This is a genomic window from Cupriavidus sp. UME77 (assembly GCF_014170355.1).
In the GTDB taxonomy this organism is placed as follows: domain Bacteria; phylum Pseudomonadota; class Gammaproteobacteria; order Burkholderiales; family Burkholderiaceae; genus Cupriavidus; species Cupriavidus basilensis.
In genome coordinates, this window is sequence record NZ_LZZU01000061.1 from 24832 (window position 1) to 46513 (window position 21682).

The 21682-nt window shown below is 66.0% G+C and carries 22 protein-coding genes and 1 pseudogene; 14 read left to right on the top strand and 9 right to left on the bottom strand.

Translation table 11 applies throughout. The features are described 5' to 3' along the window. The first annotated feature begins 142 nt into the window (after positions 1 to 142). Both A9975_RS25070 and A9975_RS25075 read left to right on the top strand, forming a co-directional pair. Entirely contained in the window at positions 143 to 931 is a 789-nt protein-coding gene (locus A9975_RS25070) for an IclR family transcriptional regulator (protein WP_255503431.1), read from the top strand. Positions 932 to 942: 11 nt separating this feature from the next. Further along, a complete protein-coding gene (locus A9975_RS25075; protein ID WP_183035125.1) occupies positions 943 to 1788 on the top strand; it encodes an IclR family transcriptional regulator in 846 nt (281 codons plus the stop codon). Between the two features lie 5 nt (positions 1789 to 1793). Here the strand turns inward: A9975_RS25075 and A9975_RS25080 are convergent. Beyond that, positions 1794 to 2078: pseudogene (locus tag A9975_RS25080) on the bottom strand (succinylglutamate desuccinylase/aspartoacylase family protein); the annotation flags it as partial. Between the two features lie 292 nt (positions 2079 to 2370). Here A9975_RS25080 and A9975_RS25085 point away from each other — a divergent pair. From A9975_RS25085 to A9975_RS25095, 3 genes are read left to right on the top strand one after another with little or no spacing between them, the layout of a single operon-like run. Beyond that, complete coding sequence (locus A9975_RS25085; RefSeq protein WP_183035127.1) at positions 2371 to 3183, top strand: MetQ/NlpA family ABC transporter substrate-binding protein; 813 nt, start codon at positions 2371 to 2373, stop codon at positions 3181 to 3183. A gap of 54 nt (positions 3184 to 3237) precedes the next feature. Next, on the top strand, positions 3238 to 4131 hold the full coding sequence (locus tag A9975_RS25090; protein ID WP_183035128.1) for an ATP-binding cassette domain-containing protein: 894 nt from the start codon (positions 3238 to 3240) through the stop codon (positions 4129 to 4131). Beyond that, positions 4112 to 4768 (top strand): methionine ABC transporter permease, encoded by a 657-nt coding sequence (locus A9975_RS25095; protein ID WP_183035129.1) that lies wholly within the window; start codon positions 4112 to 4114, stop codon positions 4766 to 4768. The genes A9975_RS25090 and A9975_RS25095 overlap by 20 nt, the downstream gene beginning before the upstream one ends. Before the next feature lie 53 nt (positions 4769 to 4821). Here the strand turns inward: A9975_RS25095 and A9975_RS25100 are convergent, their stop codons facing one another. Next, a complete protein-coding gene (locus A9975_RS25100) occupies positions 4822 to 5643 on the bottom strand; it encodes a class II aldolase/adducin family protein (protein ID WP_220810888.1) in 822 nt (273 codons plus the stop codon). A 202-nt stretch (positions 5644 to 5845) separates the two neighbouring features. Between A9975_RS25100 and A9975_RS25105 the strand changes: the two genes are divergently transcribed. Then, entirely contained in the window at positions 5846 to 6811 is a 966-nt protein-coding gene (locus A9975_RS25105) for a tripartite tricarboxylate transporter substrate binding protein (RefSeq protein WP_183035130.1), read from the top strand. 95 nt (positions 6812 to 6906) lie between these two features. On the opposite strand, the gene A9975_RS25110 is transcribed toward A9975_RS25105, so the two are convergent. Continuing rightward, positions 6907 to 7956: a DUF418 domain-containing protein gene (locus A9975_RS25110; protein WP_183035131.1), complete on the bottom strand. Its 1050-nt coding sequence runs from the start codon at positions 7954 to 7956 to the stop codon at positions 6907 to 6909. Continuing rightward, positions 7953 to 8570, bottom strand: a complete 618-nt coding sequence (locus A9975_RS25115; RefSeq protein WP_183035132.1) for a TetR/AcrR family transcriptional regulator — start codon at positions 8568 to 8570, stop codon at positions 7953 to 7955. The genes A9975_RS25110 and A9975_RS25115 overlap by 4 nt, the downstream gene beginning before the upstream one ends. A gap of 67 nt (positions 8571 to 8637) precedes the next feature. Here A9975_RS25115 and A9975_RS38600 point away from each other — a divergent pair, with 67 nt between their 5' ends. Continuing rightward, the gene (locus tag A9975_RS38600) at positions 8638 to 8766 is read left to right on the top strand and encodes a DUF2274 domain-containing protein (protein ID WP_370565469.1); all 129 of its coding nucleotides are present in this window, start codon (positions 8638 to 8640) and stop codon (positions 8764 to 8766) included. Positions 8767 to 8772: 6 nt separating this feature from the next. On the opposite strand, the gene A9975_RS25125 is transcribed toward A9975_RS38600, so the two are convergent. Next, positions 8773 to 9945 (bottom strand): multidrug effflux MFS transporter, encoded by a 1173-nt coding sequence (locus A9975_RS25125; RefSeq protein WP_183035133.1) that lies wholly within the window; start codon positions 9943 to 9945, stop codon positions 8773 to 8775. Between the two features lie 145 nt (positions 9946 to 10090). Between A9975_RS25125 and A9975_RS25130 the strand changes: the two genes are divergently transcribed. After that, the gene (locus A9975_RS25130) at positions 10091 to 10960 is read left to right on the top strand and encodes a LysR family transcriptional regulator (protein WP_183035134.1); all 870 of its coding nucleotides are present in this window, start codon (positions 10091 to 10093) and stop codon (positions 10958 to 10960) included. Positions 10961 to 11211: 251 nt separating this feature from the next. Here A9975_RS25130 and A9975_RS25135 read toward each other — a convergent pair whose 3' ends face one another. The 3 genes from A9975_RS25135 to A9975_RS25145 all read right to left on the bottom strand — a co-directional run bounded on the left by A9975_RS25135 (position 11212) and on the right by A9975_RS25145 (position 13800). Further along, the gene (locus A9975_RS25135; protein WP_183035135.1) at positions 11212 to 12222 is read right to left on the bottom strand and encodes a GyrI-like domain-containing protein; all 1011 of its coding nucleotides are present in this window, start codon (positions 12220 to 12222) and stop codon (positions 11212 to 11214) included. A gap of 153 nt (positions 12223 to 12375) precedes the next feature. Continuing rightward, the gene (locus A9975_RS25140; protein WP_183035136.1) at positions 12376 to 13431 is read right to left on the bottom strand and encodes an alkene reductase; all 1056 of its coding nucleotides are present in this window, start codon (positions 13429 to 13431) and stop codon (positions 12376 to 12378) included. A 72-nt stretch (positions 13432 to 13503) separates the two neighbouring features. Continuing rightward, positions 13504 to 13800, bottom strand: a complete 297-nt coding sequence (locus A9975_RS25145) for a helix-turn-helix transcriptional regulator (RefSeq protein WP_183035137.1) — start codon at positions 13798 to 13800, stop codon at positions 13504 to 13506. Positions 13801 to 14038: 238 nt separating this feature from the next. Here A9975_RS25145 and A9975_RS25150 point away from each other — a divergent pair, with 238 nt between their 5' ends. The 3 genes from A9975_RS25150 to A9975_RS25160 all read left to right on the top strand — a co-directional run bounded on the left by A9975_RS25150 (position 14039) and on the right by A9975_RS25160 (position 18381). Continuing rightward, entirely contained in the window at positions 14039 to 15268 is a 1230-nt protein-coding gene (locus tag A9975_RS25150; protein ID WP_183035162.1) for an MFS transporter, read from the top strand. A 145-nt stretch (positions 15269 to 15413) separates the two neighbouring features. Then, positions 15414 to 17000, top strand: a complete 1587-nt coding sequence (locus tag A9975_RS25155; protein WP_183035138.1) for a DUF1800 domain-containing protein — start codon at positions 15414 to 15416, stop codon at positions 16998 to 17000. Between the two features lie 28 nt (positions 17001 to 17028). Continuing rightward, positions 17029 to 18381 carry a DUF1501 domain-containing protein gene (locus A9975_RS25160; RefSeq protein WP_183035139.1) on the top strand — a complete coding sequence of 451 codons (1353 nt, stop codon included), beginning with the start codon at positions 17029 to 17031 and terminating at the stop codon, positions 18379 to 18381. A 22-nt stretch (positions 18382 to 18403) separates the two neighbouring features. Here A9975_RS25160 and A9975_RS25165 read toward each other — a convergent pair whose 3' ends face one another. Continuing rightward, the gene (locus tag A9975_RS25165; protein WP_150984301.1) at positions 18404 to 18988 is read right to left on the bottom strand and encodes a gamma carbonic anhydrase family protein; all 585 of its coding nucleotides are present in this window, start codon (positions 18986 to 18988) and stop codon (positions 18404 to 18406) included. Between the two features lie 254 nt (positions 18989 to 19242). Between A9975_RS25165 and A9975_RS25170 the strand changes: the two genes are divergently transcribed. The 3 genes from A9975_RS25170 (at position 19243) to A9975_RS25180 (ending at position 21677) form a co-directional block, all read left to right on the top strand. After that, positions 19243 to 19971, top strand: a complete 729-nt coding sequence (locus tag A9975_RS25170; protein WP_183035140.1) for a cyclopropane-fatty-acyl-phospholipid synthase family protein — start codon at positions 19243 to 19245, stop codon at positions 19969 to 19971. Between the two features lie 127 nt (positions 19972 to 20098). Beyond that, a complete protein-coding gene (locus tag A9975_RS25175) occupies positions 20099 to 20641 on the top strand; it encodes a BON domain-containing protein (RefSeq protein WP_183035163.1) in 543 nt (180 codons plus the stop codon). Between the two features lie 160 nt (positions 20642 to 20801). Continuing rightward, positions 20802 to 21677, top strand: a complete 876-nt coding sequence (locus A9975_RS25180) for a hypothetical protein (protein ID WP_255503432.1) — start codon at positions 20802 to 20804, stop codon at positions 21675 to 21677. The last annotated feature ends 5 nt before the right edge of the window (positions 21678 to 21682 follow it).

Genomic DNA, 21682 nt, shown 5'->3' on the forward strand with positions numbered 1-21682 from the left:
GGTAAGGCACAGGCAAGACGCAGAAATCCAAGGGGAAACCCTCGGTCTTGCCAGGTGGATGGCGTCGGGTCGATTACTATCTGGGTTTTCAAGCGGGGGCCGAATGCCACGACCAGCACGATCAGCGCGATCCGAGGAGCACATGGCGGACGCCGGCGGCGAGGAGAAGGCGCAGCGCGGCATCCAGAGCGTGGAAGTCGGCGGCCGCTTCCTGCGCGCGCTGGCCGATGTCCGTGCGCCGATGGCCCTGGCCGAGCTTGCGGCCAGCGTGCAGATTGCGCCCGCGCAAGCACACACTTACCTGGTCAGCCTGGTGCGGCTTGGCCTGATCAAGCGCGACCACCTGTCCGGGCGCTACGAGCCAGGCCCGCTGGCGCTGCAGCTCGGCATGCTGTATCTGGATCACGATCCGGCCTACCGGGCGGCGGTGCCGCGGGTGGCCGCGCTGGCGGGCTCGTGCGGGTTCAGTGTGGCGATCTGCGCCGCCGGCCCGCAGGGCCCCACCATCGTGCGCTATGCACACGCCGGTTCGCCCTTGCACGTGAACCTGCACGTCGGCACGGTGATGTCGCTGTCGGCAACGGCGACCGGCCGTGTTTTCTGCGCGTTTCTTCCGCCAGGCCAGTGGCAGGCGATCTGGGCGCAGCAGCACGCGGGCGACACGCCCGCCGTGGACGCCACCGCGTTCGACGCGGAGCTTGCCGCTATCCGCGAGCGCGGCATCGAGCGCAGCATCGACGCGCCAAGCCCCGCCGTCAGCAGCCTGTGCGTGCCGGTGCTGGACGCCAGCGGGCGGCTGCGCCTGGCGCTGACCGTGGTGGGATCGACCGGCGCCATCGATGTGGGCTGGCGCGGCCCCGTGGCTGTCGCATTGCTAGACACCGCCGCCGCCATCCGTGACGCGATCGTCGCCACTACCGAAGCCGAATGACACCCGCCCCCATGCCAATCGACGACATCCCGGGCGAAGCCGCCAAGCCGCAACGCGGCATCCAGTCGCTGGACAACACCGGCCAGTTGCTTGCCGCGCTGGTCGCGGCCGGGCGGCCGCTGCCCTTGCGCGACCTTGCGCGCGCGGCCGGCATGCCGCCCGCCAAAGCGTTCCCGCATCTGGTCAGCCTGCAGAAGATCGGCTTGCTGGCGCGCGACGCGGCGGGCAATTTCCTGTCCGGCCCGCTGGGCCTCGAGCTCGGGCTGATCGCCTTGCAGCGGCTCTCGCCAACCCGCGAGGCCGAGCCGGAAGTGATCGAACTGGCGGGCGCGACCAGCCTGAGCGTGGCAATGGCAGTGCTTGGCCCGCTGGGGCCGACCGTGGTCCGCCTGGAGGAAGCCGCGCGGCCACAGCACGTCAGCCTGCGGGTCGGCACCGTGCTGTCGCTGGTTAATACGGCGATCGGCCGGCTGTTCGCGGCGCACCTGCCGGAGCCTGTGCTGATTGGCCTGCTGGGCCAGGACGCGCTTCGGCTAGCAGGTGTACCGAAAGCGGAAGCCGTCGAAGCGGACGGCGGCGCGGGCGAAGCGCTTGCGCCTGCGTACGCGGCCCGGCTGGCGCAAATCCGCGCGCAGGGGATCGACAATGCGCTGAGCCGGCCCGTGCCCGGTATCGACACACTTGCGGCGGCCGTGTTCGACCACACCGGCAGCATTGCGCTCGTCATCGCCCTGATTGGCACATCGGGCAGCTTCGACAGCGGTACCGACGGCGCAACGGCCGGGACGCTATTGCAGGCGGCGCGGCGGTTGTCGTGGCGGTTTGGCGCGATGGAGCCGATGGAGGTGCCCAGCTAGCCGCGCGGCCGCAGGATCACCTGGCCCTGCACCATCTCCGGCGTGAGCGCGCGGATCAGCCGCGAGACCAGGATCTGGCCTTCGTATTCGTCCCCGTGGTTGCCTGCCATCACCAGCACGGCGGGGCCTTCGCCGTTGCGTACCGAGGCGATCGGGATGGGCAGCCAGCCATAGGCGGAGCGATGCGCGGAGTGCGGCAGGCGCAGGTAGCCGGTGTGCTTGCCCGGCGCGTCGAAATCGACTTCGCTGTGGATGGGGGTGGCGGGCGCGTGCCCCGGGGAGGAAGCCATGGTAGAGCCTTGGGGTGATGGCGGCGCGAGCCGTGCAGCTCGCGCGGCGTACGGAAACCCATCACTTTACGCAGCCGGCCCGGCATGCGGAAAGAACAAATCGGCGCATGGATATGCGTACGGCGTGCGCACGCTTTGACTTCTGGTCGCCACGGCTGCCACGCTGGCAGGATTTCCGGATTTGCTATTGCGGTTTTATTCTTGGACCGGCATGCCGTCGCTTACCTAGACTGGTTGCCTGGCATTTCGCCAGCTCAATCAACGCCAGCAACGTCTTCGAGGTGAACGGCTTATGAACCTGCGTGCAATTTTCTCCACGGTCCTCGCCGCCACGACGGCGCTCGCCATCGGCGCTGCCCCGGCGCTGGCCGCCGACAAGCCCATCAAGGTCGGCGTGCGCGGCGGGGTGGACGAAGAGATCTGGGAAGTGGTGACCAAGGTGGCCAGCAAGCAAGGCCTCAACGTGGAGCCGATCGTGATTACCGGCACCGCCAGCCCCAACGAAGCGCTGAACAATGGCGACCTTGACGCCAACGCGTTCCAGCACAAGCCGTTCCTGCGTGACCAGATCAACCAGCGCGGCTACAAGATCGTGGCGGTGGCGGACACGCTGATCTCGCCGATCGCCTTTTACTCGCGCAAATACAAGTCGCTGGAGTCGCTGCCGCAGGGCGCGCGGCTGGGCATTCCCAATGATCCGAGTAACCAGACCCGGGCGCTGGTGATCCTGCGCGACCACGGGCTGATCAAGCTGCGCGAGGGTTTCGACCCGTACACCGGCACGGCCACGCTGGGCGACATCACCGCCAACCCGAAAAAGCTGGACCTGGTGGAGAGCGCCTCGGTGGTGCTGGCGCGCTCGCTGCCGGACGTGGATGCCGCCGCCGTGGTCAACACCTTTGCCTACCAGGCCGGGCTGATCGCCACGCGCGATGGCATTGCGGTGGAGAAGAAGGAGCGCAACCCGTACGTGAACGTGATCGCCGTGCGCGAGCGTGACAAGGCGGCGCCGTGGGTGGCACCGCTGATCAAGGCGTACCAGTCGGATGAGGTGCGCAAGTTCATCCTGACCAAGTACCAGGGCTCGGTGATCCCTGCGTTCTGATGTGGCGGATGTCGTTGTTCATGTTGTTCAAGTTGTTCCCGGAGGATTTTCATCGTGTCACAAGCGCCCCCGCTGCAATCAAGTCCGCCGCATATCGTCTTCGAGCAGCTTGGCAAGCACTACCCGGGCGCGCCCGCGGCCGCTTTGCAGGAAGTGTCGTTCACGGTGTCGCGCGCGGAGGTATTCGGCATCATCGGGCGTAGCGGCGCGGGCAAGTCCACGCTGTTACGCACCATCAACATGCTGGAGCGTCCCAGCGCCGGGCAGGTGCGCGTGGATGGCGTGGACGTGGGCACGCTGGATGAAGACGGCCTGGTGGCGCTGCGCCGGCGCATCGGCATGATCTTCCAGCATTTCAATTTGCTGTCGGCCAAGACCGTGTTCGAGAACGTGGCCTTGCCCTTGCGCGTGGCCGGCGTGCCGCGCGCGGAGATCGTGCCGCGCGTGATGGCGTTGCTGGAACTGGTGGGCCTGGCCGACAAGGCGCAGGTGTATCCGGCCACGCTGTCCGGCGGGCAGAAGCAGCGCGTGGGCATTGCGCGCGCGCTGGTGCACCGCCCGGAGATCCTGCTGTGCGACGAGGCTACCTCGGCGCTGGACCCCGAGACCACCGAGTCGATCCTGGCCCTGCTGCGCGATATCAACCGCACGCTCGGACTGACCGTGGTGCTGATCACGCACGACATGGCGGTGATCCGCCAGGCTTGCGACCGCGTGCTGGTGCTCGACCAAGGCCGCGCGGTGGAGCTCGGCACGGTGTGGCAGGTGTTTGCCGAGCCGCAGGCCGCCGCCACGCTGGCACTGCTGCGTCCGCTGCGGCTGGATTTGCCAGTGCCGGCCGGCGGCGAGTTTGCCAATGCCATTCATGCCGCCAATGCGGCCAACGCGTCGTACGCCCGTGCGCGCGCCAATATCGAGATAGAGGCTTATGTTCCCGCCAATGGCTGACAAGTACGTAAAGGCGCTGGGCGAGACCTTGCTGATGGTGAGCGCCGCCTGCCTGGTGGTGTTCGCGTGCGGAATGGCGCTGGCCATCGTGCTGACGCTGAGCGCGCCGGGCGGCTTGCGTCCGCGTCCGCGGCTGCACCGCACGCTGTCGGCGCTGGTCAACACCTTCCGCTCGATCCCGTTCATCATCCTGCTGGTGGCGATGCTGCCCGTGACGCGGCTGATCGTCGGCACCACCATGGGCACGTGGGCGGCGGTGGTGCCGCTGAGCGTGCACCTGATTCCCTTCTTTGCGCGCATTGCGCAGGTCAGCCTGAACGAGATCGATCCGGGCCTGATCGAGGCCGCGCGCGCCATGGGCTGCCGGCGCTGGCACATCGTGCGCCACGTGCTGCTGCCCGAAGCGCTGCCCGGCATCGTTGGCGGCGCAACCGTCAGCGTGATCGCCATGATCGGCTCGTCGGCCATGGCCGGCGCGGTGGGCGCCGGCGGCCTGGGCGACCTGGCCATCCGCTACGGCTACGAGCGCTACGAGACTGCGGTGATGTTCAACGTGATCGTGATCCTGGTTGCGCTGGTCACGCTGGTGCAGTTTGGCGGCGAGCGGCTGGCGCGGCGCTTCGACCACCGGCGCTGAGCCGGCCACGCAGCGCGTGCCGCCGTTGCCGCCGTACTGACGGTGACTGACCGCTACTGGCGATACGACGGATCGCTGCGATCGAGCTGCCGCATCAGGGCCGCCCAGTGCTTGCGCGTGACGGCGCCGCCGGCATTGCTCACCACCAGGTCCGCCACCTTGCGCGCCACGGCATCGGGCGCGATCACCAGCGGCGCACCGCCGGACTGCGCGGCCAGCTGCGCCACGCAGGCGCGCTCCAGCATATGCAGTTCCTGGAAGGCCTGCGCAATGGTGGGCGCGCACGTCAGCAGGCCGTGGTTGCGCAGGATGAAGATGTCGCGCTCGCCCAGGTCTGCCACCAGCCGGGAGCGTTCGTCCAGGTCGATGGCGATGCCTTCGTAATCGTGATAGGCCACCCTGTCGAAGAAGCGCATGGCGTGCTGCGAAATCATCAGCAGTCCATCGCGCTGTGCCGACACGCCGATGCCGGCGGCGGTGTGGGTATGGAGCACGCAGCCCACGTCGTGGCGCGCGGCGTGGATGGCGCTATGGATCACGTAGCCGGCCGGGTTGATGCCAAGGCCGGTGTCGTCGCGCAGGATCTCGCCGTCGATATCGACCTTGACCAGGTTGGACGCGGTGATCTCTTCGAAGGTCAGGCCATACGCGTTGATCAGGAAATGCGCATCGGGGCCCGGCACGCGCGCGGAGAAATGCGTGTAGATGTGATCGGTCCAGCGGAACTGCGCCGCCAGCCGGTAGGCCGCCGCCAGCTCCACGCGCACGGCCCACTCAGCGGGCGAGACCTCGGCCTGGACGGCGGGAAAGCGCAGCGCGGGGAGGGAGAGGCTCGGGTCCGACAAGGCAAGCAGCGGTTCGGTGACGGCGTTCATGCGGCGCTCCGGAAGAAGGGGGGAGCGGAACATCATACGGCTGACGCCCGGGCTTGCCAACGCCGCAATCGGCATATGGAAATGCAAGCGCAGCAGCGATGCGCCATCCCGTAGAATCCTCCCCTGCGCGGCCGTTCTCATGCGCCGCGCGCCATGCACATACGCAGCACCACACATAAAACCAATAACGCAGGAGCGCCCCTTGAAGAAGCCCTTTGCCCTCATCGCCGCCGCAGCAGCATTGACGACGGCTGCCACCTTTGCCCACGCCGCTTATCCCGAGCGGCCCATCAAGCTGATCGTGCCTTTCCCGCCGGGGCAGGCCACCGACATCTTTGCGCGCGCGCTGGCCGAGCGGCTGGGCAAGCAGCTTGGCCAGCCGGTGGTGGTGGACAACCGTGCCGGGGCGGGCAGCAACCTCGGCATGGAGATCGCTTCGCACACTGCGCCCGACGGCTACACGCTGGTGATGGCCGGCAGCGCGATGGCAGTCAACCAGACGCTGTACAAGAAACTGAACTACAACCCGCGCCAGGATTTCCAGCCGATCTCCGGCGTGTTCTCGGTACCGTTGGTGTTCCTCGCCACGCCGGCTTCCGGCATCGTCTCGCTGCGCGACCTGATCGCCAAGGCCAAGGCCGCGCCCGGCAAATACAGCTACGCCAGCGCGGGCGTGGGGGGGACCCAGCATCTGTCGGCCGAAATGCTCAAGGCCCAGGCCGGCATCTTCATGGTGCACATCCCCTACAAGGGCAGCGGCCCGGCGCAGTCCGACTTTCTCGGTAACCAGATCCCGCTGATGGTGGATTCGGTGACGGCGGCGCTGCCCCTGATCCAGTCGAAGAAGGCCGTGCCGCTGGCGGTCACGGTGGCCAAGCGCGCGCCGCAGCTGCCGTCGGTGCCCACGGTGCGTGAGCAAGGCGTGCCTGGCTTCGAGGCGCTGGGCTGGGCCATCCTGATGGCGCCCAAGGGCCTGCCCCCTGCGCTCGTGAGCCAGCTCAACGCGGAAACGGTGAAGGCGCTGCAGTCGCCCGAGCTGTCGAAGTTCATCACCGACCGCGGCTCGGAGCCGATGCCGATGAGCCCGGAGGAAACCGGCAAGTTCGTCGACAGCGAGATCCTCAAGTGGGGCGCGGTGGTGAAACGTTCGGGCGCCCAGGCTGATTAAGCGCGGCTAACAAAACCATGTCATCGCCACATGCCTGTTGAGCTTAGCCATGAGGCGATGGCGCAGCGGCTTGCAAGTGAACGGAATCCATGCGTCTAACGCACGGCTGTCAGCCATCGCATCAGGCGTTCGACAGGGCCTTGCCTCATCTTGAAGCTCCAGACCCAGGCCACGATTGTTGCAAATGCCAGAAAAGCTGATGCGGCCAGCGCGGCGTCGGTCAGAGTACAGTTGCCACCCAGCGCCCCAAGTGTTTCCAGCAGGCCCATGCCGATGAAAATGTGTGCCAGATAGATGCTGAGGGTCATGCGCCCGGCAGGTAGCAGGAATCTCAACGGCCGATTGGGCCACTGGCTGGAAATTCGCAGGCAAACGCCAATGGCAGCGCTGGCGGAGCCAATGCCCATGAGCAGATATAGCGGGCCCGGTGGCATAGGTGTCGTGCCTAGCAGCCAGGCAAAGGCGCTGTCCTGGCACAGGTGTGAGATTACACCAGCCAGCACGGCCATCGACAATCCGGCTCCTGCCAACGCCCATTGCGTACTGGCGCGTTGCAGTGGTAGATGTGCCAGCAACATGCCATATAGAAACAGCGTCAACCATGGCAGCACCGGATGGAATCCGTTGAACAGCAGGTTACGAGCGAAGCCGGCCGGCGTCCACAGGTCGGAGTAGTGTAACGCTGCCCATTCCCAACCTTGACTGTAGTCGGAGTTCAGCAAAGCCCACAATGAAACAGTTGCCACGGCCAACATGGCGGCGAGCAACGGCGCTGTCCTAGCTCGCAGCAACGGCAATACCAGCAGGAAATACACTGCGTAGTAGTGGATGATGTCGGCGGGAAATATCAGCAGATTAAGTAATCCTGCACATAGCAGGAATAGCGAACGACGTAGCGTCCATATGCGTGCCGTTGTCGACTCCAGATTGCGTGTGGCTAGCACCAAGCCCATGCCAGCCAGCACGACAAAGGTGGCTGACGCCTTGCCTTCAAGGAAGCCCAATAGTCCGTCCAGCCACGCCGGCCCACGGGCGGCAGGCTGCATCGCTAACCGGAAGTTGACCAGTATCATTCCGGCCAGCGCCAGATAGCGAGCCAGATCCAGACCATCCAGGCGCGGTCTTGCGGGGGGAGCAGACGTCATGTTCCAAGCAAGCCGCGCAGGAGCCCTGGATGGAGTGCATCCATTACCTGGACAGAGGGACTGTCTTGGTAGCCGGCGGTTTCTGCCTGCGCCATCAACGCCTGGCGCAAGGCATCGTTCTCAACGATATCTAGCAGCGCCTGTGCCACTAGCCGCGCGGGCGCAGTCGCTTTGAACACGCCTCGCTTCGTGGCACGTTCGATGGCATTTGTCAGGGTATCGAGCAATTGCCTGCGATTGTTCTCGAACGCAGGCATAAGAGCGGGACTTCGCGCGATTTCCGCCAGGCATTCAACGCCCAGTATCGCCCATTCGCGCTGCCGGCAAAGCGCCCAGTATGCTGCAAGGAACTGCGTTACCTGTTCCGTTGATGGATTGGTGGTTCTTTCGAGTGTGCGTAGCAGCGGCGCTAGTTCGGCCTGCTCCTGATTAGCAACTTCGGCAATAAGAGCCTGTTTGCCGGGAAAGTAGTTGTACAGGTTGCCCAGACTGACTGACGCAGCCAAAGCGATATCGCGCATGCTGGTCGCGTGAAAGCCCTTGTCTATGAAGCAGTCGATGGCGGCCTGCATGATGACGGTACGACGATCCGTCTGATGTCTGTTTTGGCTCATAACGGAACAATATGAACGAACGTTTGTTCATTTTACGCATCGTGCTGGTAGCAAGGCAAGCAGAAAACTGATCGATGCCTGCTACGCACTGGACCACACGCAGACCTACGGCGAAGCCGTCGATGCCTTGAAACTGATCCCCCACATGCTGGAGGCGTTCATGGCCGGGGATCGGGGATTCAAGAGGCGTACATGATGGTACTCAGACCACGCCCGTTCGGCGTCCAGGCCGTGGCAGACAGGTGGACAGCGCGATCAGGCCGAGCACCAGCACCGCGCCACTAAGCACGCCAAGGCCGGTGCCGAAGGCCGCGCTGACCCCCATTGCTACCAGCGCGGCGCTGCCGATCTGACAGAACCCGACCAGTCCCGACGCGGTGGCCGCATACCCGTGCTCGCTTGCAATGGCCCCGGACACCGCCAGCGACAGCGACGAGCCATTGGCGAGACTGACCAGGCACATCGGTAGCACTACTGCGGTTGCGCTATGGAGCCCCAGCGCCGCCACGGCCAGGAATGCCACGCCGCCAAGCACGAAGCACATGATGCCGGCAGCGAGGATGCGGTCGTAGCGCCAGCGATCAAGCAACCGCTTGGCCAGCAGGTTGGCACCGATGATGCCGGCCGTCAGTGGCAGGTACAGCCAGCCGCTTTGTTCCTCACTCAAGCCTTGGCGCGCGAAAAGAAACGGCGATTGGGTCAAGTAGACGAACCAAGCGCAATAGATTGCGCAGACCACCAATGTATAGCGGCGAAAAGTTCGGTCGCGCAGGACATGACTGAAGCCGGCAAAGGGAGAGGTCCGGGTGCGGGCGGCAATGGGTAGCGTTTCCGGTAGCAGCGTCATCACCATCAGTAGTGCCACGACACCGAACGCGGCGACGAACAAGAAGTCTGACCGCCAGCCGAAGGCCGCTGCCAGGTGGCCGCCTATGGCCGGTGCCAGGGCTGGCGACAGCGACACCAGTGGGTAGATCACCGCATAGGCCTTGGCAGAGGTGCGCTTGTCGCAAGTGTCGGCGATCAGGGCGCGGCCAACGACAAGGCCTGCAGCCGCGCCGACTGCTTCAAGCATGCGCCACGCCAGGAACCCGTTGTAGGTGGCCGAGGTGGCACAGCCCACCGAGCCGACGATGTAGAGGGCGATGCCGGTCAGCAGTACGGGCTTGCGGCCATTGCGGTCCGACAGTGGCCCGTAGGCCAACTGGGCAATTGCTAGTGCCAGCAGGTAGAACGAGATTGTCTGCGGCATCTGCCAGTCGGCCACGCCGAACTCCGTGGTCATGCTCGGCATGGCGGGCAGATAAACATCCGAAGCAATCAGGCCGAAGGCACTCAGCATGGCGACGGTCAGAATGAACGGTAAGCGAGGCATGGCAGCTCCCGGCAGCCAGGCGGGCCGGCTGCGCGTCAAAGGTTCAGAAGGGATGGGCGCTATGTTATGGAGATGCCTTCCATGTGAAAATGCACAAAACAGCAGCCTATGGCTGCATATTTGCGGTATTGACAATGGGGCAGTGATGAACTGGGACGACGTGCGGATATTCCTGGCAATTCAGCGCGCCAGCACCTTGCGCGGGGCAGCGCAGCAACTGGCCATCGACCAGACCACGGTGGGTCGGCGTCTGACCGGATTGGAGCAGGCGCTGGGCAGCCGGCTGTTCCTGCGCACCACGGGCGGCTTGGTGTTGACCGACACCGGCCAGCAAGTGCTGCGCATAGCCGAGGACATGGAACGCATGGCCGTCTCCTTCGAGCGCCGCAGCGAAGGTGCCGACGCGCGCGTGGCCGGAGAGGTGCGGGTGACCACCACCGACGCGTTGGCGGTGGACTTCGTGGTTCCGGCCATTGAACGCCTGCGCGCCAGCCATCCCGAGGTGCGGGTGATCCTGAGCACCACGACGCGGCTGCTCGACCTGGCGCGGCGGGAGGCCGACATTGCTGTACGTACCCTGCGGCCGGAGCAACCGGACTTGATCGTCCGCCAACTCGGCTGCTGGGAAGTTGGCCTGTACGCAACCCGAGGCTATCTGGACAAGCATGGTGAACCGCAGCCCGGAAAAGGCTTTGCGAGCCACGACATTGCGCTCTACCAGGAGGGTGTGACCGGCCGGCAGGACGACACGCTGGCGGGTGAATCCAGGGCACAGGGTCGCGTGGTTGCCGAACTGGATTCGAGTCTGATGCTCACGACCTTCGTGCGCGCCGGCTTGGCGATAGGCGAGCTACCCGAGTACCTGGCCCGGCGCGATCCCGCGCTGGTGCGGCTATGGCCGGAGTGCCAGCGGGCCAAGCCCTACGAGGCGTGGCTGGTGTTGCACCAAGACTTGGCGCGCACGGCCAGAGTGCGTGTCGTCGTGGAGGCGATCACATCGGCTTTCGCCGATTGAACGTCAGGCATGGGCGAGCCACGTATCCGCTTTTGGGGAGCGATGGTCGAGAGGCTGATATGACTCCCCGTGTCAATCGGGATTGGTTTGGTTCAGTTGACAGTTCATGTCGTTTCTCCCACCCAATTCCCTGAGGGCGGCTCCGGCCATTCTCTTGAGTCCGGGGGGGTCCCCCCGCTATGCCCGCCTGCGCTTTAGCAACGCGCAGATCGTCTCGTGGGTCTTCTCATCCAGGTGGTAGTTCCACAGCGCTATAGCGCACGCACGGGAATACACAGCTCGCAGGTCAGTGAGCCCGTTCGCGAGTCCAGTGCCGACACTGCCGAGAAGCGCTCGAAGCATGGGCGCTCGTCGCATTGCAGACCGCTGGACGGCAGCCATTCGCGGGTCAGCCAGGTCCATGCCTGGGCGATGGTGGCAGGGGCGCCGCTGAATTGCGCCACGGCGTAACGCCCGCCTGGCAAGACGGAGATGCTGGCCTGGCCGCCGGGCTGGAAGGTTTCAGGTATCTCCACGCAGGCGTCGTAGCGGCACTTGTCCGGTGGCGTGATGCCGGGGGCATCGTGGCCGATGCCGTAACACATTTGCCCGGCCAGGCCGTTGGCATGCATCCATGGCGCGACGGCTTCACGCCAGAAGGTGCCGATCGCCGGGCCATAGGGGCCGATGTGGCGTTGGTAGGCGACACGTGCCTCGGGTAGATCGATGATGCGGACTTCCATATTGCTCTCTCCATCTGTTTGGCAGGAGAGACCATGGTCGATGAAAGCACCGCCATCCACCTGATCGACGTTGCGCAGGACCTGATCCGGATTGCTATGGCGGTTGGCCAGGCGCGCGCGCGCCGCCGCGGCCCGCGTGGCGCGGTGTTCGGCTGCGCCGGCGCGCCACGCAGAGGGCGTGCAGCCAAACTTGAGCCTGAAGGCGCGCGCGAATGCCTCGCCGGAGCCGAAACCGGTGGCCAGTGCGATTTCCAGCACCGAGGCGCCGGGTTTGCACGCCAGCTGGAATGCGGCGGACTCGAGCCGGCGCCGGCGTGCGTAGTCGCCCAGCGTCTCGCCCATCCAGGCCGCGAACAAGCGATGAAAATGGAAGCGGGAAAAGTTCGCGACGTCCGCCAGTTGGGCCAGATCGAGCGGTGCATCCAGATGCTGGTCGATATAGTCGAGCACGCGGTTCATGCGCCGCGTGTACTCCGCGCGATGGATGCGCAGCTGCGATGGGGCTGACTGCGGGCCTTCTGCTTGGTCGGTGGGTGCCATGGCTGCGGATTATGGCATGACGGCGACAAGCGCAAATCGTCCCGACCAACGGAAAACGCCCCGCGCTGGGCGGGGCGTTCAACCGGTCACCTGCTCGACCAGTTCGCCTGGCCGCGCGCGCTCATGCAAGCCAGCGCGGGCCGGCAACCGTGCTCAGGCAAGCGCGGGGTAGTCGATATAACCTTCGGCGCCCGAGTGGTAGTAAGTCTCCGGCTGCGGCGTGTTCAGCGGCGCGTCGATCTGCAGGCGGCGCGGCAGGTCCGGGTTGGCGATGAACAGCTGGCCAAACGCCACCGCATCGGCTTCACCGGCTTGCAGCACGTGCTCGGCAGTTTCCTTGGTCATCTTCTCGTTGGCGATATAGGTGCCGCCAAACGCCTTCTTCAGCGCGGGGCCGAGGCGGGGCTCGCCCAGCGCTTCACGTGAGCAGATGAAGGCAATGCCGCGCTTGCCGAGTTCGCGCGCCACGTAGCCGAAGGTGGCCGGCAGGTCCGAGTCGCCCATGTCGTGCGCATCGGCTCGCGGCGCCAGGTGCACGCCCACGCGCGATGCGCCCCACACGTCGATGCAGGCGTCGGTCACTTCCAGCAGCAGGCGGGCGCGGTTTTCGAGCGAGCCGCCGTAGGCGTCGGTGCGCTTGTTGGTGCTGTCCTGCAGGAACTGGTCGAGCAAGTAGCCGTTGGCGCCGTGTACTTCCACGCCATCGAAGCCGGCGGCCTTGGCGTTCTCGGCGCCGTGGCGGTAGGCCGCGACGATGCCGGGGATTTCATCGGTTTCCAGCGCGCGTGGCGTGACAAACGCGCGCTTGGGGCGCACCAGGCTGACATTGCCTGCGGCGGCGATGGCGCTGGGCGCCACCGGCAGTTCGCCGTCCAGGAAGACCGGATCGGAAATACGGCCCACGTGCCACAGTTGCAGGAAGATGCGGCCGCCGGCGGCGTGCACGGCATCGGTCACCACCTTCCAGCCGGCGACTTGCTCGTCGGACCAGATGCCCGGGGTGTCGGCATAGCCCACGCCCTGCGGGGTGACCGAGGTAGCTTCGCTGAGGATCAGGCCTGCGGAGGCGCGCTGCACGTAGTACTCAGCCATCAGGGCGTTGGGCACGCGGCCGCCGCCCACTGCGCGCGAGCGCGTCAGCGGCGCCATGATGACGCGGTTGGGGAGGTCGAGGTCGCCGATGCGGATGGGGTCGAAGAGTGAGGTCATGTCAGTTTGTCTGGGTGTCGAGGAGAGTGGCGCACCGTGGGTGCGTAAGTAGGCGCTCGCGCGCCGCTGGTATCAAAGATCGCTGTGCATGTGTTCGAGAAAGGCCTGGATGGTCTGCTCGTCACGCTTGAAAAAAATCCATTGGCCAACCCGCTTGGAAGTCACCAGCCCGGCGCGTTGCAACGTGGCGAGATGTGCCGACACGGTGGATTGCGACAGTCCGGTGCGCGCGTCGATCAGGCCTGCGCAGACGCCCAGCTCGAGCGGATAGTCCTGCATGGCGAAATTCTCCTGCGGGGCTTTCAGCCAGGCGAGGATGCTGCGCCGTACGGGATTGGCCAGGGCCTTGTGGATGGCGTCGATGTCCATTGCGTGGGTTTGTCCGGTCTCGGAGGTACGGGCTGTTTCGCGTTTTGGCGAAACATATATCCGCTTCTCACAAAATTAATATCGTGACTATACGATATACATGGAGACTTTGCTCGAGAGGCTTTTGCGCCACCTGATAGTGCCTACTCGGATTGTGGTTATCTCCATTTGGTTGCTTAAAGAAACCAATGTGACTTAGAATTCGCCAAGTTTCTTTATAAAACCAGATGGATCCATGATGACGCCTAATCCAGCCACCGCCGCCACCCTGGCCACCGCACCATTGGCGCAGACCTCGGACGCGCCGTCTGCCATGCCGTTGTCGCTGGTCTGGCTGTTCGCATTGGCGTGTGGGCTCAGCGTGGCCAACGTCTACTACGCGCAGCCCTTGCTGGATGCGATGGCGCGCGAGTTCGGCTTCGGCTATGGCTCGGTCGGCATCGTCGTCACGGCCACGCAGGCGGGCTGCGCGCTGGCGTTGCTGCTGCTGGTGCCGGTGGGCGACCTGGTGGACCGGCGCCGCCTGATCCTGCTGCAGTTGCTGTTGCTCGCCGTCGCCCTGGCGCTTGTGGCGGCGGCCTCCACCCGCACGGCCTTGCTGGCGGGCATGCTCGCCGTGGGTCTGCTGGGCACGGCGATGACCCAGGGGCTGATTGCGTTCGCGGCCACGCTCGCCGCGCCGGCCGAGCGCGGGCGCGTGGTGGGCGCCGCGCAGGGCGGCGTGGTGATCGGCTTGCTGATGGCGCGGGCTATGGCGGGCGCGCTGGCGGATCTTGCTGGCTGGCGCGCGGTGTATGTGGTCTCGGGCGTGCTGGCGTTGCTGATGATCGCGCTGCTGGCGCGCCGTTTGCCGCGGCAGGCCAGCGCGCCGGTGAAGATGCGCTACGTCAGCCTGCTCGCGTCGATGTTCACGCTGCTGGCGCGGGAGCGCACGCTGCAGGTCCGCGGCGTGCTCGCCATGCTGATGTTCGCCGCGTTCAGCGTGTTCTGGACTGCGCTGGTGTTGCCGCTGAGCGCGCCGCCGTATTCGATGTCGCATACCGCTATCGGTGCCTTTGGGCTGGTTGGCGCTGTGGGCGCGCTGGCGGCCGCGCGTGCCGGGCGCCTCGCGGATCGCGGGCTGGGCCAGTGGACCACCGGCATCGCCCTGGTGCTGCTGGTGGCGTGCTGGGCGCCGCTGGCTTTTGCGCGGGAGTCGCTGTGGCTGCTGGTGGCGGGCATCATCGTGCTGGACCTGGCCGGGCAGGCCATCCATGTCACCAACCAGAGCATGGTGTTTCGCGTGCGGCCCGAAGCGCACAGCCGGCTGGTGGGCTGCTACATGTTGTTCTATGCGCTTGGCAGCGGTGCGGGGTCCATCGCTTCGACGCATGTCTATGCGTGCGCAGGATGGTCCGGCGTCTGCATGCTGGGCGCGGCGATCAGCGCGGCAGCGCTGGTATTCTGGGGTGTGACCTTACGCCGGTAGCGCGGCGATAAAGCGACAATAAAGCGGCGGGAACTTTCATTTTGCTTACTGGTTCAGACCGGATATCCGGTGAATCCACGTCAACCAAATGCCGTCCCCCAGCGTAAGAGCGGTGTCACCCCTTGGGGTTCGAGACAGGCCAACCATGTCCTTGAGCATTTCACGCCTGCTGTCACGCCTGATGTCGGCTTGCCTCCTGAGCGCGGCCGCAGGCCTGCTGGGTGCTTGCGCGCAAGGCGGCGGCGCGCCGGAGGGCACATCCGGTGCGGCCCTGAAGCCGGGCGACCTGCACTGGCTCAACACCGTCACCTTCGGCGCCAACCAGGCCAGCATCGAGCGCCTGCGCAAGCTGGGGCGCGAGCGCTATCTCGAAGAACAACTCAAGGCGCCCGGCACCGATACGGGCGAGCTTGCCACCACCATCGGGGCGCTGAGCATTGCCCAGCAAAGCGGTGAGCAAAGGCTGCGCAGCGTGCGCGCCGAGCAGCAGCGCATCAACACCCTCACCGACGAAGACGAAAAACGCAAGGCACGCGACGCGCTCAACCGCAGCGGCAACGACGTGGTGCTCGACACCAGCCGCCGCCATCTACTGCGCGCCCTGTACTCGCCCGCGCAACTGCGCGAGCAGATGACGTGGTTCTGGATGAACCACTTCAGCGTGTACTCCGGCAAGGGCTCTGTGCGCTGGGTGCTGGCCGACTACGAGGACAAGGCGGTGCGCCCGCATGCGCTGGGCAAGTTCCGCGACCTGCTGATGGCGACCGTGACATCGCCCGCCATGCTGGAGTACCTGGACAACGCGCAGAGCGCGGTCAACCGCATCAACGAGAACTATGCGCGCGAGCTGATGGAGCTGCACACGCTGGGCGTGGCCGGCGGCCCGAGCGGTTCGCGCTATACGCAGCAGGATGTGCAGGAGCTGGCCCGCGTGCTGACCGGCCTGGGCATCAATGCCAGCGGCGAGCCGCCCAAGCTCGCGCCGCAAAAGCAGGCGTTTTACCGCGCGGGCGGGCTGTTCGAGTTCAATCCGAACCGGCACGACTTCGGGCCCAAGACCTTGCTTGGCCATCGTATCGAGCCGAGCGGCTTCCACGAGGTGGAGCAGGCCGTGGAGATTCTCAGCCGCGATCCGGCCACCGCGCGCTTCATCTCCTACAAGCTCGCCGTGCACTTCGTCGGCGATGCGCCGCCGCCGTCGCTCGTCAATCGCATGGCAGGCACGTTCGCGCAGACCGACGGCGATATCGCGGCGGTGCTGCGCACGCTGTTCCTGTCGCCTGAGCTGAACACCACGCTGGCCTCCGGCACGCGCAAGTTCAAGGACCCGATGCAGTTCGTGGCTTCGTCGCTGCGGCTGGCGTATGACGGCCGCACGGTGGCCAACCTGCGCCCCGCCATCGGCTGGCTTAACCAGCTTGGCGAGCCGCTCTATGGCCGCATCACGCCGGACGGTTTCCCGGCCGCGGAGAGCGCATGGGCCAGTTCGGGGCAGATGGTCAAGCGTTTCGAGATCGCGCGCGCCATTGGCTCGGGGCAGGCCGGGCTGTTCTCCAAGGATGATGGCAAGCCGGCCGAGCGCACCGGCTTTCCTTTGCTGACCAACCGCGTGTTCTTCGACAGCATCGAATCCACGCTCGGCCCCGCCACGCGCACCGCGATGACGCAGGCGACGTCGCAGGCGGAGTGGAACACCATCTTGCTGTCGTCGCCCGAATGGATGCAGGACTGAGCAGTCCGCCCCGAACAAGGAGTACCCCATGCAACGACGTGACTGGCTAAAGGGCGCGGGGCTTGCCGGACTGGTGGCATTGGCGCCCGGCATCGTCTCGCGCGCCTACGCGCTGCCGCAGCAGGCCGATGCGCGTTTCCTGCTGGTGTTCCTGCGTGGTGGCTACGATGCCACCAATGTGCTGGTGCCAGCGGGCAGCGATTTCTACTACGCATCGCGCCCGACCATCGCCATTGCCAGGCCGGTGGCGCAGGGCGCACCGGCCGATCCGCGCGCCGCGCTGTCGCTGGCGGCGGCCTTCGATGGCGGCGGGGGCAGGGGCATCGATGCGTGGGCGCTGCACCCCGCGCTCAAGGACAGCCTGCTGCCGCTGTGGCAGAAGCAGCAGCTTGCGTTCGTGCCGTTTGCCGGCACCGATGACCTCTCGCGCAGCCACTTCGAGACGCAGGACGGGGTCGAGGCTGGCTTGCCGCTCGCCGGCAACGGCAAGGGCAGCGGACGCATCGATGCCTCGCTGCGCGGCACCGGCTTTCTCAACCGGCTGGCCGAATCCATGGGCGGACGCGCCGCGCCCGTCGCCTTTACCGACGGCCTGCCGATGGTGCTGAGCGGCGCGCTCACCGTGCCCAATGTCTCGCTCAAGGGTACCGGACGCACGCCTTTCGACGAGCGCCAGACCCGCGTGCTTGCGCAGATGTATCGCGGCACCCGCTTCGAGTCGCTGATCAACGAGGGCTTCGAGCTGCGCCAGACCGTGGCGCAGGAGGCCGAGGCCATGCAGCGCCGCAACAGCATGATGGCCGCGAACCTGCCCGCGCAGGCCGAGCCTGACATGGCGGGCCGCATGCAGGAGATGCAGGCGGCCAACCGCCGCGCGCTCAGTGCCAAGGGCTTCGAGGTGGAAGCGCGCCGCATGGCGGGGCTGATGCGCGAGCGTTTCAATCTTGGCTTTATCGATGTCGGTGGCTGGGACACGCACGTGAACCAGGGAGGCGCACAGGGGCAGTTGGCCAACCTGCTCGATAACCTCGGGCGCGGCATCTCCGGATTCGCGGACGAGATTGGACCTGTGTGGAGCAAGACCACCGTGGTGGTGGTTTCCGAATTCGGCCGCACCTTCCGCGAGAACGGCACGCGCGGCACCGACCACGGCCATGGCACGGTGTACTGGGTGGCCGGCGGCGCCGTGCGTGGCGGGCGCATCGCTGGCGAGCAAGTGGCGGTGGAGCAGCGCACGCTGAACCAGAATCGCGACTGGCCGGTGCTCAATGAATACCGCGCGATGCTGGGCGGGATGTTCAAGCGCCTGTACGGGCTGGACGATGCGCGCCTGGCGCATGTGTTTCCCGATACCCGGGCCGTGGATATCGGGCTGGTCTAGCTCGCGGTGATCGTGGCGACTGTCAAACGTCGGTCGCCTCCAGCTCCGCCTGCAGCCGCTCCATCTCCCGCATCATCTGCGCCGAAAACGCCGGCCCTTCCCACGCCCGATAGTTCTGCTGTGCATAGGCCAGCGCGTTCTTGTAATACAAGAACGCATTGAGCCGGTTGCGCACATAGTTGTTCTGCGTGCGCGTGACCTTGCCCGGGCTGCCCATCACGATGGAGTTGGGCGGGATCACGGTGCCTTCCTTGAGGAAAGCGTGCCCGGCAATGATGCAGTTATCGCCGATCACGCAGCCGTCCATGATCGTCGCGTTGATGCCGATCAGGCAGTTGTCGCCGATCGTGCAGCCGTGGATGGTGCAGTGGTGGGTGATCGAGCAGTGGCTGCCGATGATGGTCGGCGTGCGATCGCCGATATGCAGCATCGCGAAGTCCTGGATATTGGTGTAGGCGCCGATCACGATTTCCCGGCTCTCGGCGCGCGCTGCCACATTGATCCAGATCGATGCGCCCTCGTGCACGGTGATCTTGCCGTAGAGGTAGGCCGATTCGTGCACGTAGGCGGTGGGGTGCAAGCTCACATCGGGGCCGATGAATGCCATCGCTGTCTCCTTAAGTTATTTTTGGAATGGGCAGATTGTACGTCGATGCGTTGGCGCGTTAATGCGCCGGGGTGCGTTCCATCTGTCGCGTCGACGCCCTCGCGACGGGTTCGTTTCCGCTTTTGTATTCGACCTTGTGCTGGTAGGTCTCATACCAGCATAAGTTGTCATCTTGTCGCGCCGGGACCGGCCCTTTAGGCTGTTCAGGGTCATCTCCCCGCAACAAGACAGAGCGAACGACGAGGAACGCTTCCATGACCCCCAATAAAACCGCCGCCGCTGATCCCGCCGCCAAATTCGACCCCAGCCGCGCTGGCGAGTACGAAACGCAAAGCCGCATCGCGCTGGCTGGCTACGACGCCTGCCATGAGCTGTCCGCCTGCATGCTGGCGGCAACGCTGGGCGCCGGGCGCGCGGCCGAGGTGCTGGTGGTCGGCGCTGGCGGCACGGCGCAGGAGATCGTCTGCGCGGCCAGGCTGGAGCCGGCGTGGCGCTTCACGGCGGTCGATCCGTCGGCGCCGATGCTGGACCTTGCCATGGCGCGCGTCGCCCAGGCCGGGCTGGCCGAGCGAACGCATGCCGTGCCGGGCGTGGTGGAGGACCTGCCCGCCACGCCGCGTTTCGACGCCGCCACGTTGATCGGCGTGCTGCATCACCTGCCAGGGGACGAAGCCAAGCGCGATATCTTGCACGCCATCGCCGCCCGCCTGAAACCGGGCGCGCCGCTGATCGTCGCCGGCAACTACCGCGCCTATGCCAGCGAGCCGCTGCTGCTGGCTGCGTGGGGCGAGCGCTGGCGCATGCAAGGCGCCAGCGCCGACGAGGTCCAGGCCAAGCTGGGCAAGATCCTGCAAGGCGCGGACCCGCCGCACTCGGAGGCTGCTGTGCAGGCGCTGCTGGCCGAGGCGGGCTTTGCCGCGCCGCAACGCTTCTTCGGCAGCTTGTTCTGGGGCGCGTGGCTGGCGCGCAAGCAGGGCAACTGAGCCTGGACGCGCGCGCTTGGCCGGGCTTTGCGCGCAAGCCAGCCGGTTCTATCCTACGCAGACGAGAGCCGCCATCAAGGAGCTTGCCGTGTCCGTCCGCTTTTTGTCCTTGCGCGCGCAGATCGCCATGGTGGCGCTGGCCGGGACTGCTCTGCTGGCCTGGCCGGCGCGCGGCGCCGACAGCGACCAGGAAAACCGTGGCCACGATCCCTTCTTCCAGATCTCGTCGCGCATTGCCAATTGCCCGGAGCCGCTCGGGCCTCGCGTGGACGAAGCACAATGGCGGCGCGACGCCCATCACCGGATCGAGGACGGCAACCACTGCTATGTCGAGGGCCGCTGCCGTCTCGGCAATGCCTACCAGTATGAGACGGAGATCGTGGAAAGCACGCAGCGCCGCCTGCAATCGCTGTCGATCACGCTGCCGGGCTGGCGGGAATCCACGCTGTGGCTCACCGTGCGGGGCCGCTGGCTGCTGGTGCAGGGCTGCGTGGGGCGGGGTTTTCCCGGGCAGCCCTTCGTGGCCGCATTGCGCGAAGTCGCCGACGTGGAGATCGTGGTCGACCAGTTCACGGCGGATCCGGCGCGCGGCGTGCCTTACCCCGTATTCGGTGGCCGTCCCGGCCCGGCGGCGCCCGTTCCGCCGCAATCCGGCCGAGGGCCGAATTAAGCATTTTCTTCCCAAGGTGAGATTCTTCGATGCTGGCGCCAATCCGGGTTGTGGGGCGTCATGCCAAGTGCTACCTTCTGGGCGTGCTGGCGGCCCGTCCGGGTTGAAACCCCGATCCATGGGGAAGCGCCAGCGGCAGGTTTTTTGCTCGGGACACGACATGACTGCTCACCCTCAGGGGCCGAAGCCCGCCTTCAGGCGGCTGGGTGCGGTGCTGCTTCCATTGCTGCTATGCGGGCTCGCCGATGAAGCCCTGGCGCAGCAAGGCGCTCCCGACAGCCCGGCGCAGGGCGTGCCCGGCACCATCTGCGACGCGCCGTGGTTCCAGTCCGGCGCGCGGGCGCAGATGGAGGCCAGTGGTGACATGCCGATGTCGATCACCATGACCATCCGGAACCCGGCGCTCACGGCAAACGGCTGCAGCGCCTGGCTGTCGATTCACTCTAAGTCGGCGCTGGCTGCCATGATGGGCCCGCCGGTGGTGATGGACCAGGTCCACAAGATGACGTTCGACCGTGGCGCGACGCCCGGCTCGGTCGGCAGCGTGAGCAGCCAGCGCGCCACCATCAATGCGCAGGCGCGCTACACGCGGCTGTTCGGGCAGGCATCGTTCCAGGGCAAAGGCGTGCTCAGCTACGCGGGCCTTGTGATACGAGAGGGCGTGGTGCTGCCGGGCGAGACGCTCAGTTCCAGCCTGGATCTCGAGATCCACAGCCTGGCAACGGACGAGATGGTGACGACCATTCGCGCGCCATCGGCCTCGGTCTCGGTTGGCGAGCGGCGTGTCGGCCGTGCGCAATCCATCGAGACCATGCTGGGCCGCCGCGAATGCATGCCGATCACTTACGAAAAGCGCACCTCTCTGGGGCCTTTGATGATGGGCGATGACCTCATCCAGACCGAGCCCGCGATCATGAGCGTCACCGACTGGTACTGCCCGACGGAAGCGTTCGTGCTGCGCACCGAGGTGCGGCAAAAAGGCAAGGTCGAGAGAATCGACACGACTGCCATTGGCTTGGACGACGACGCGCAGTGACGCAG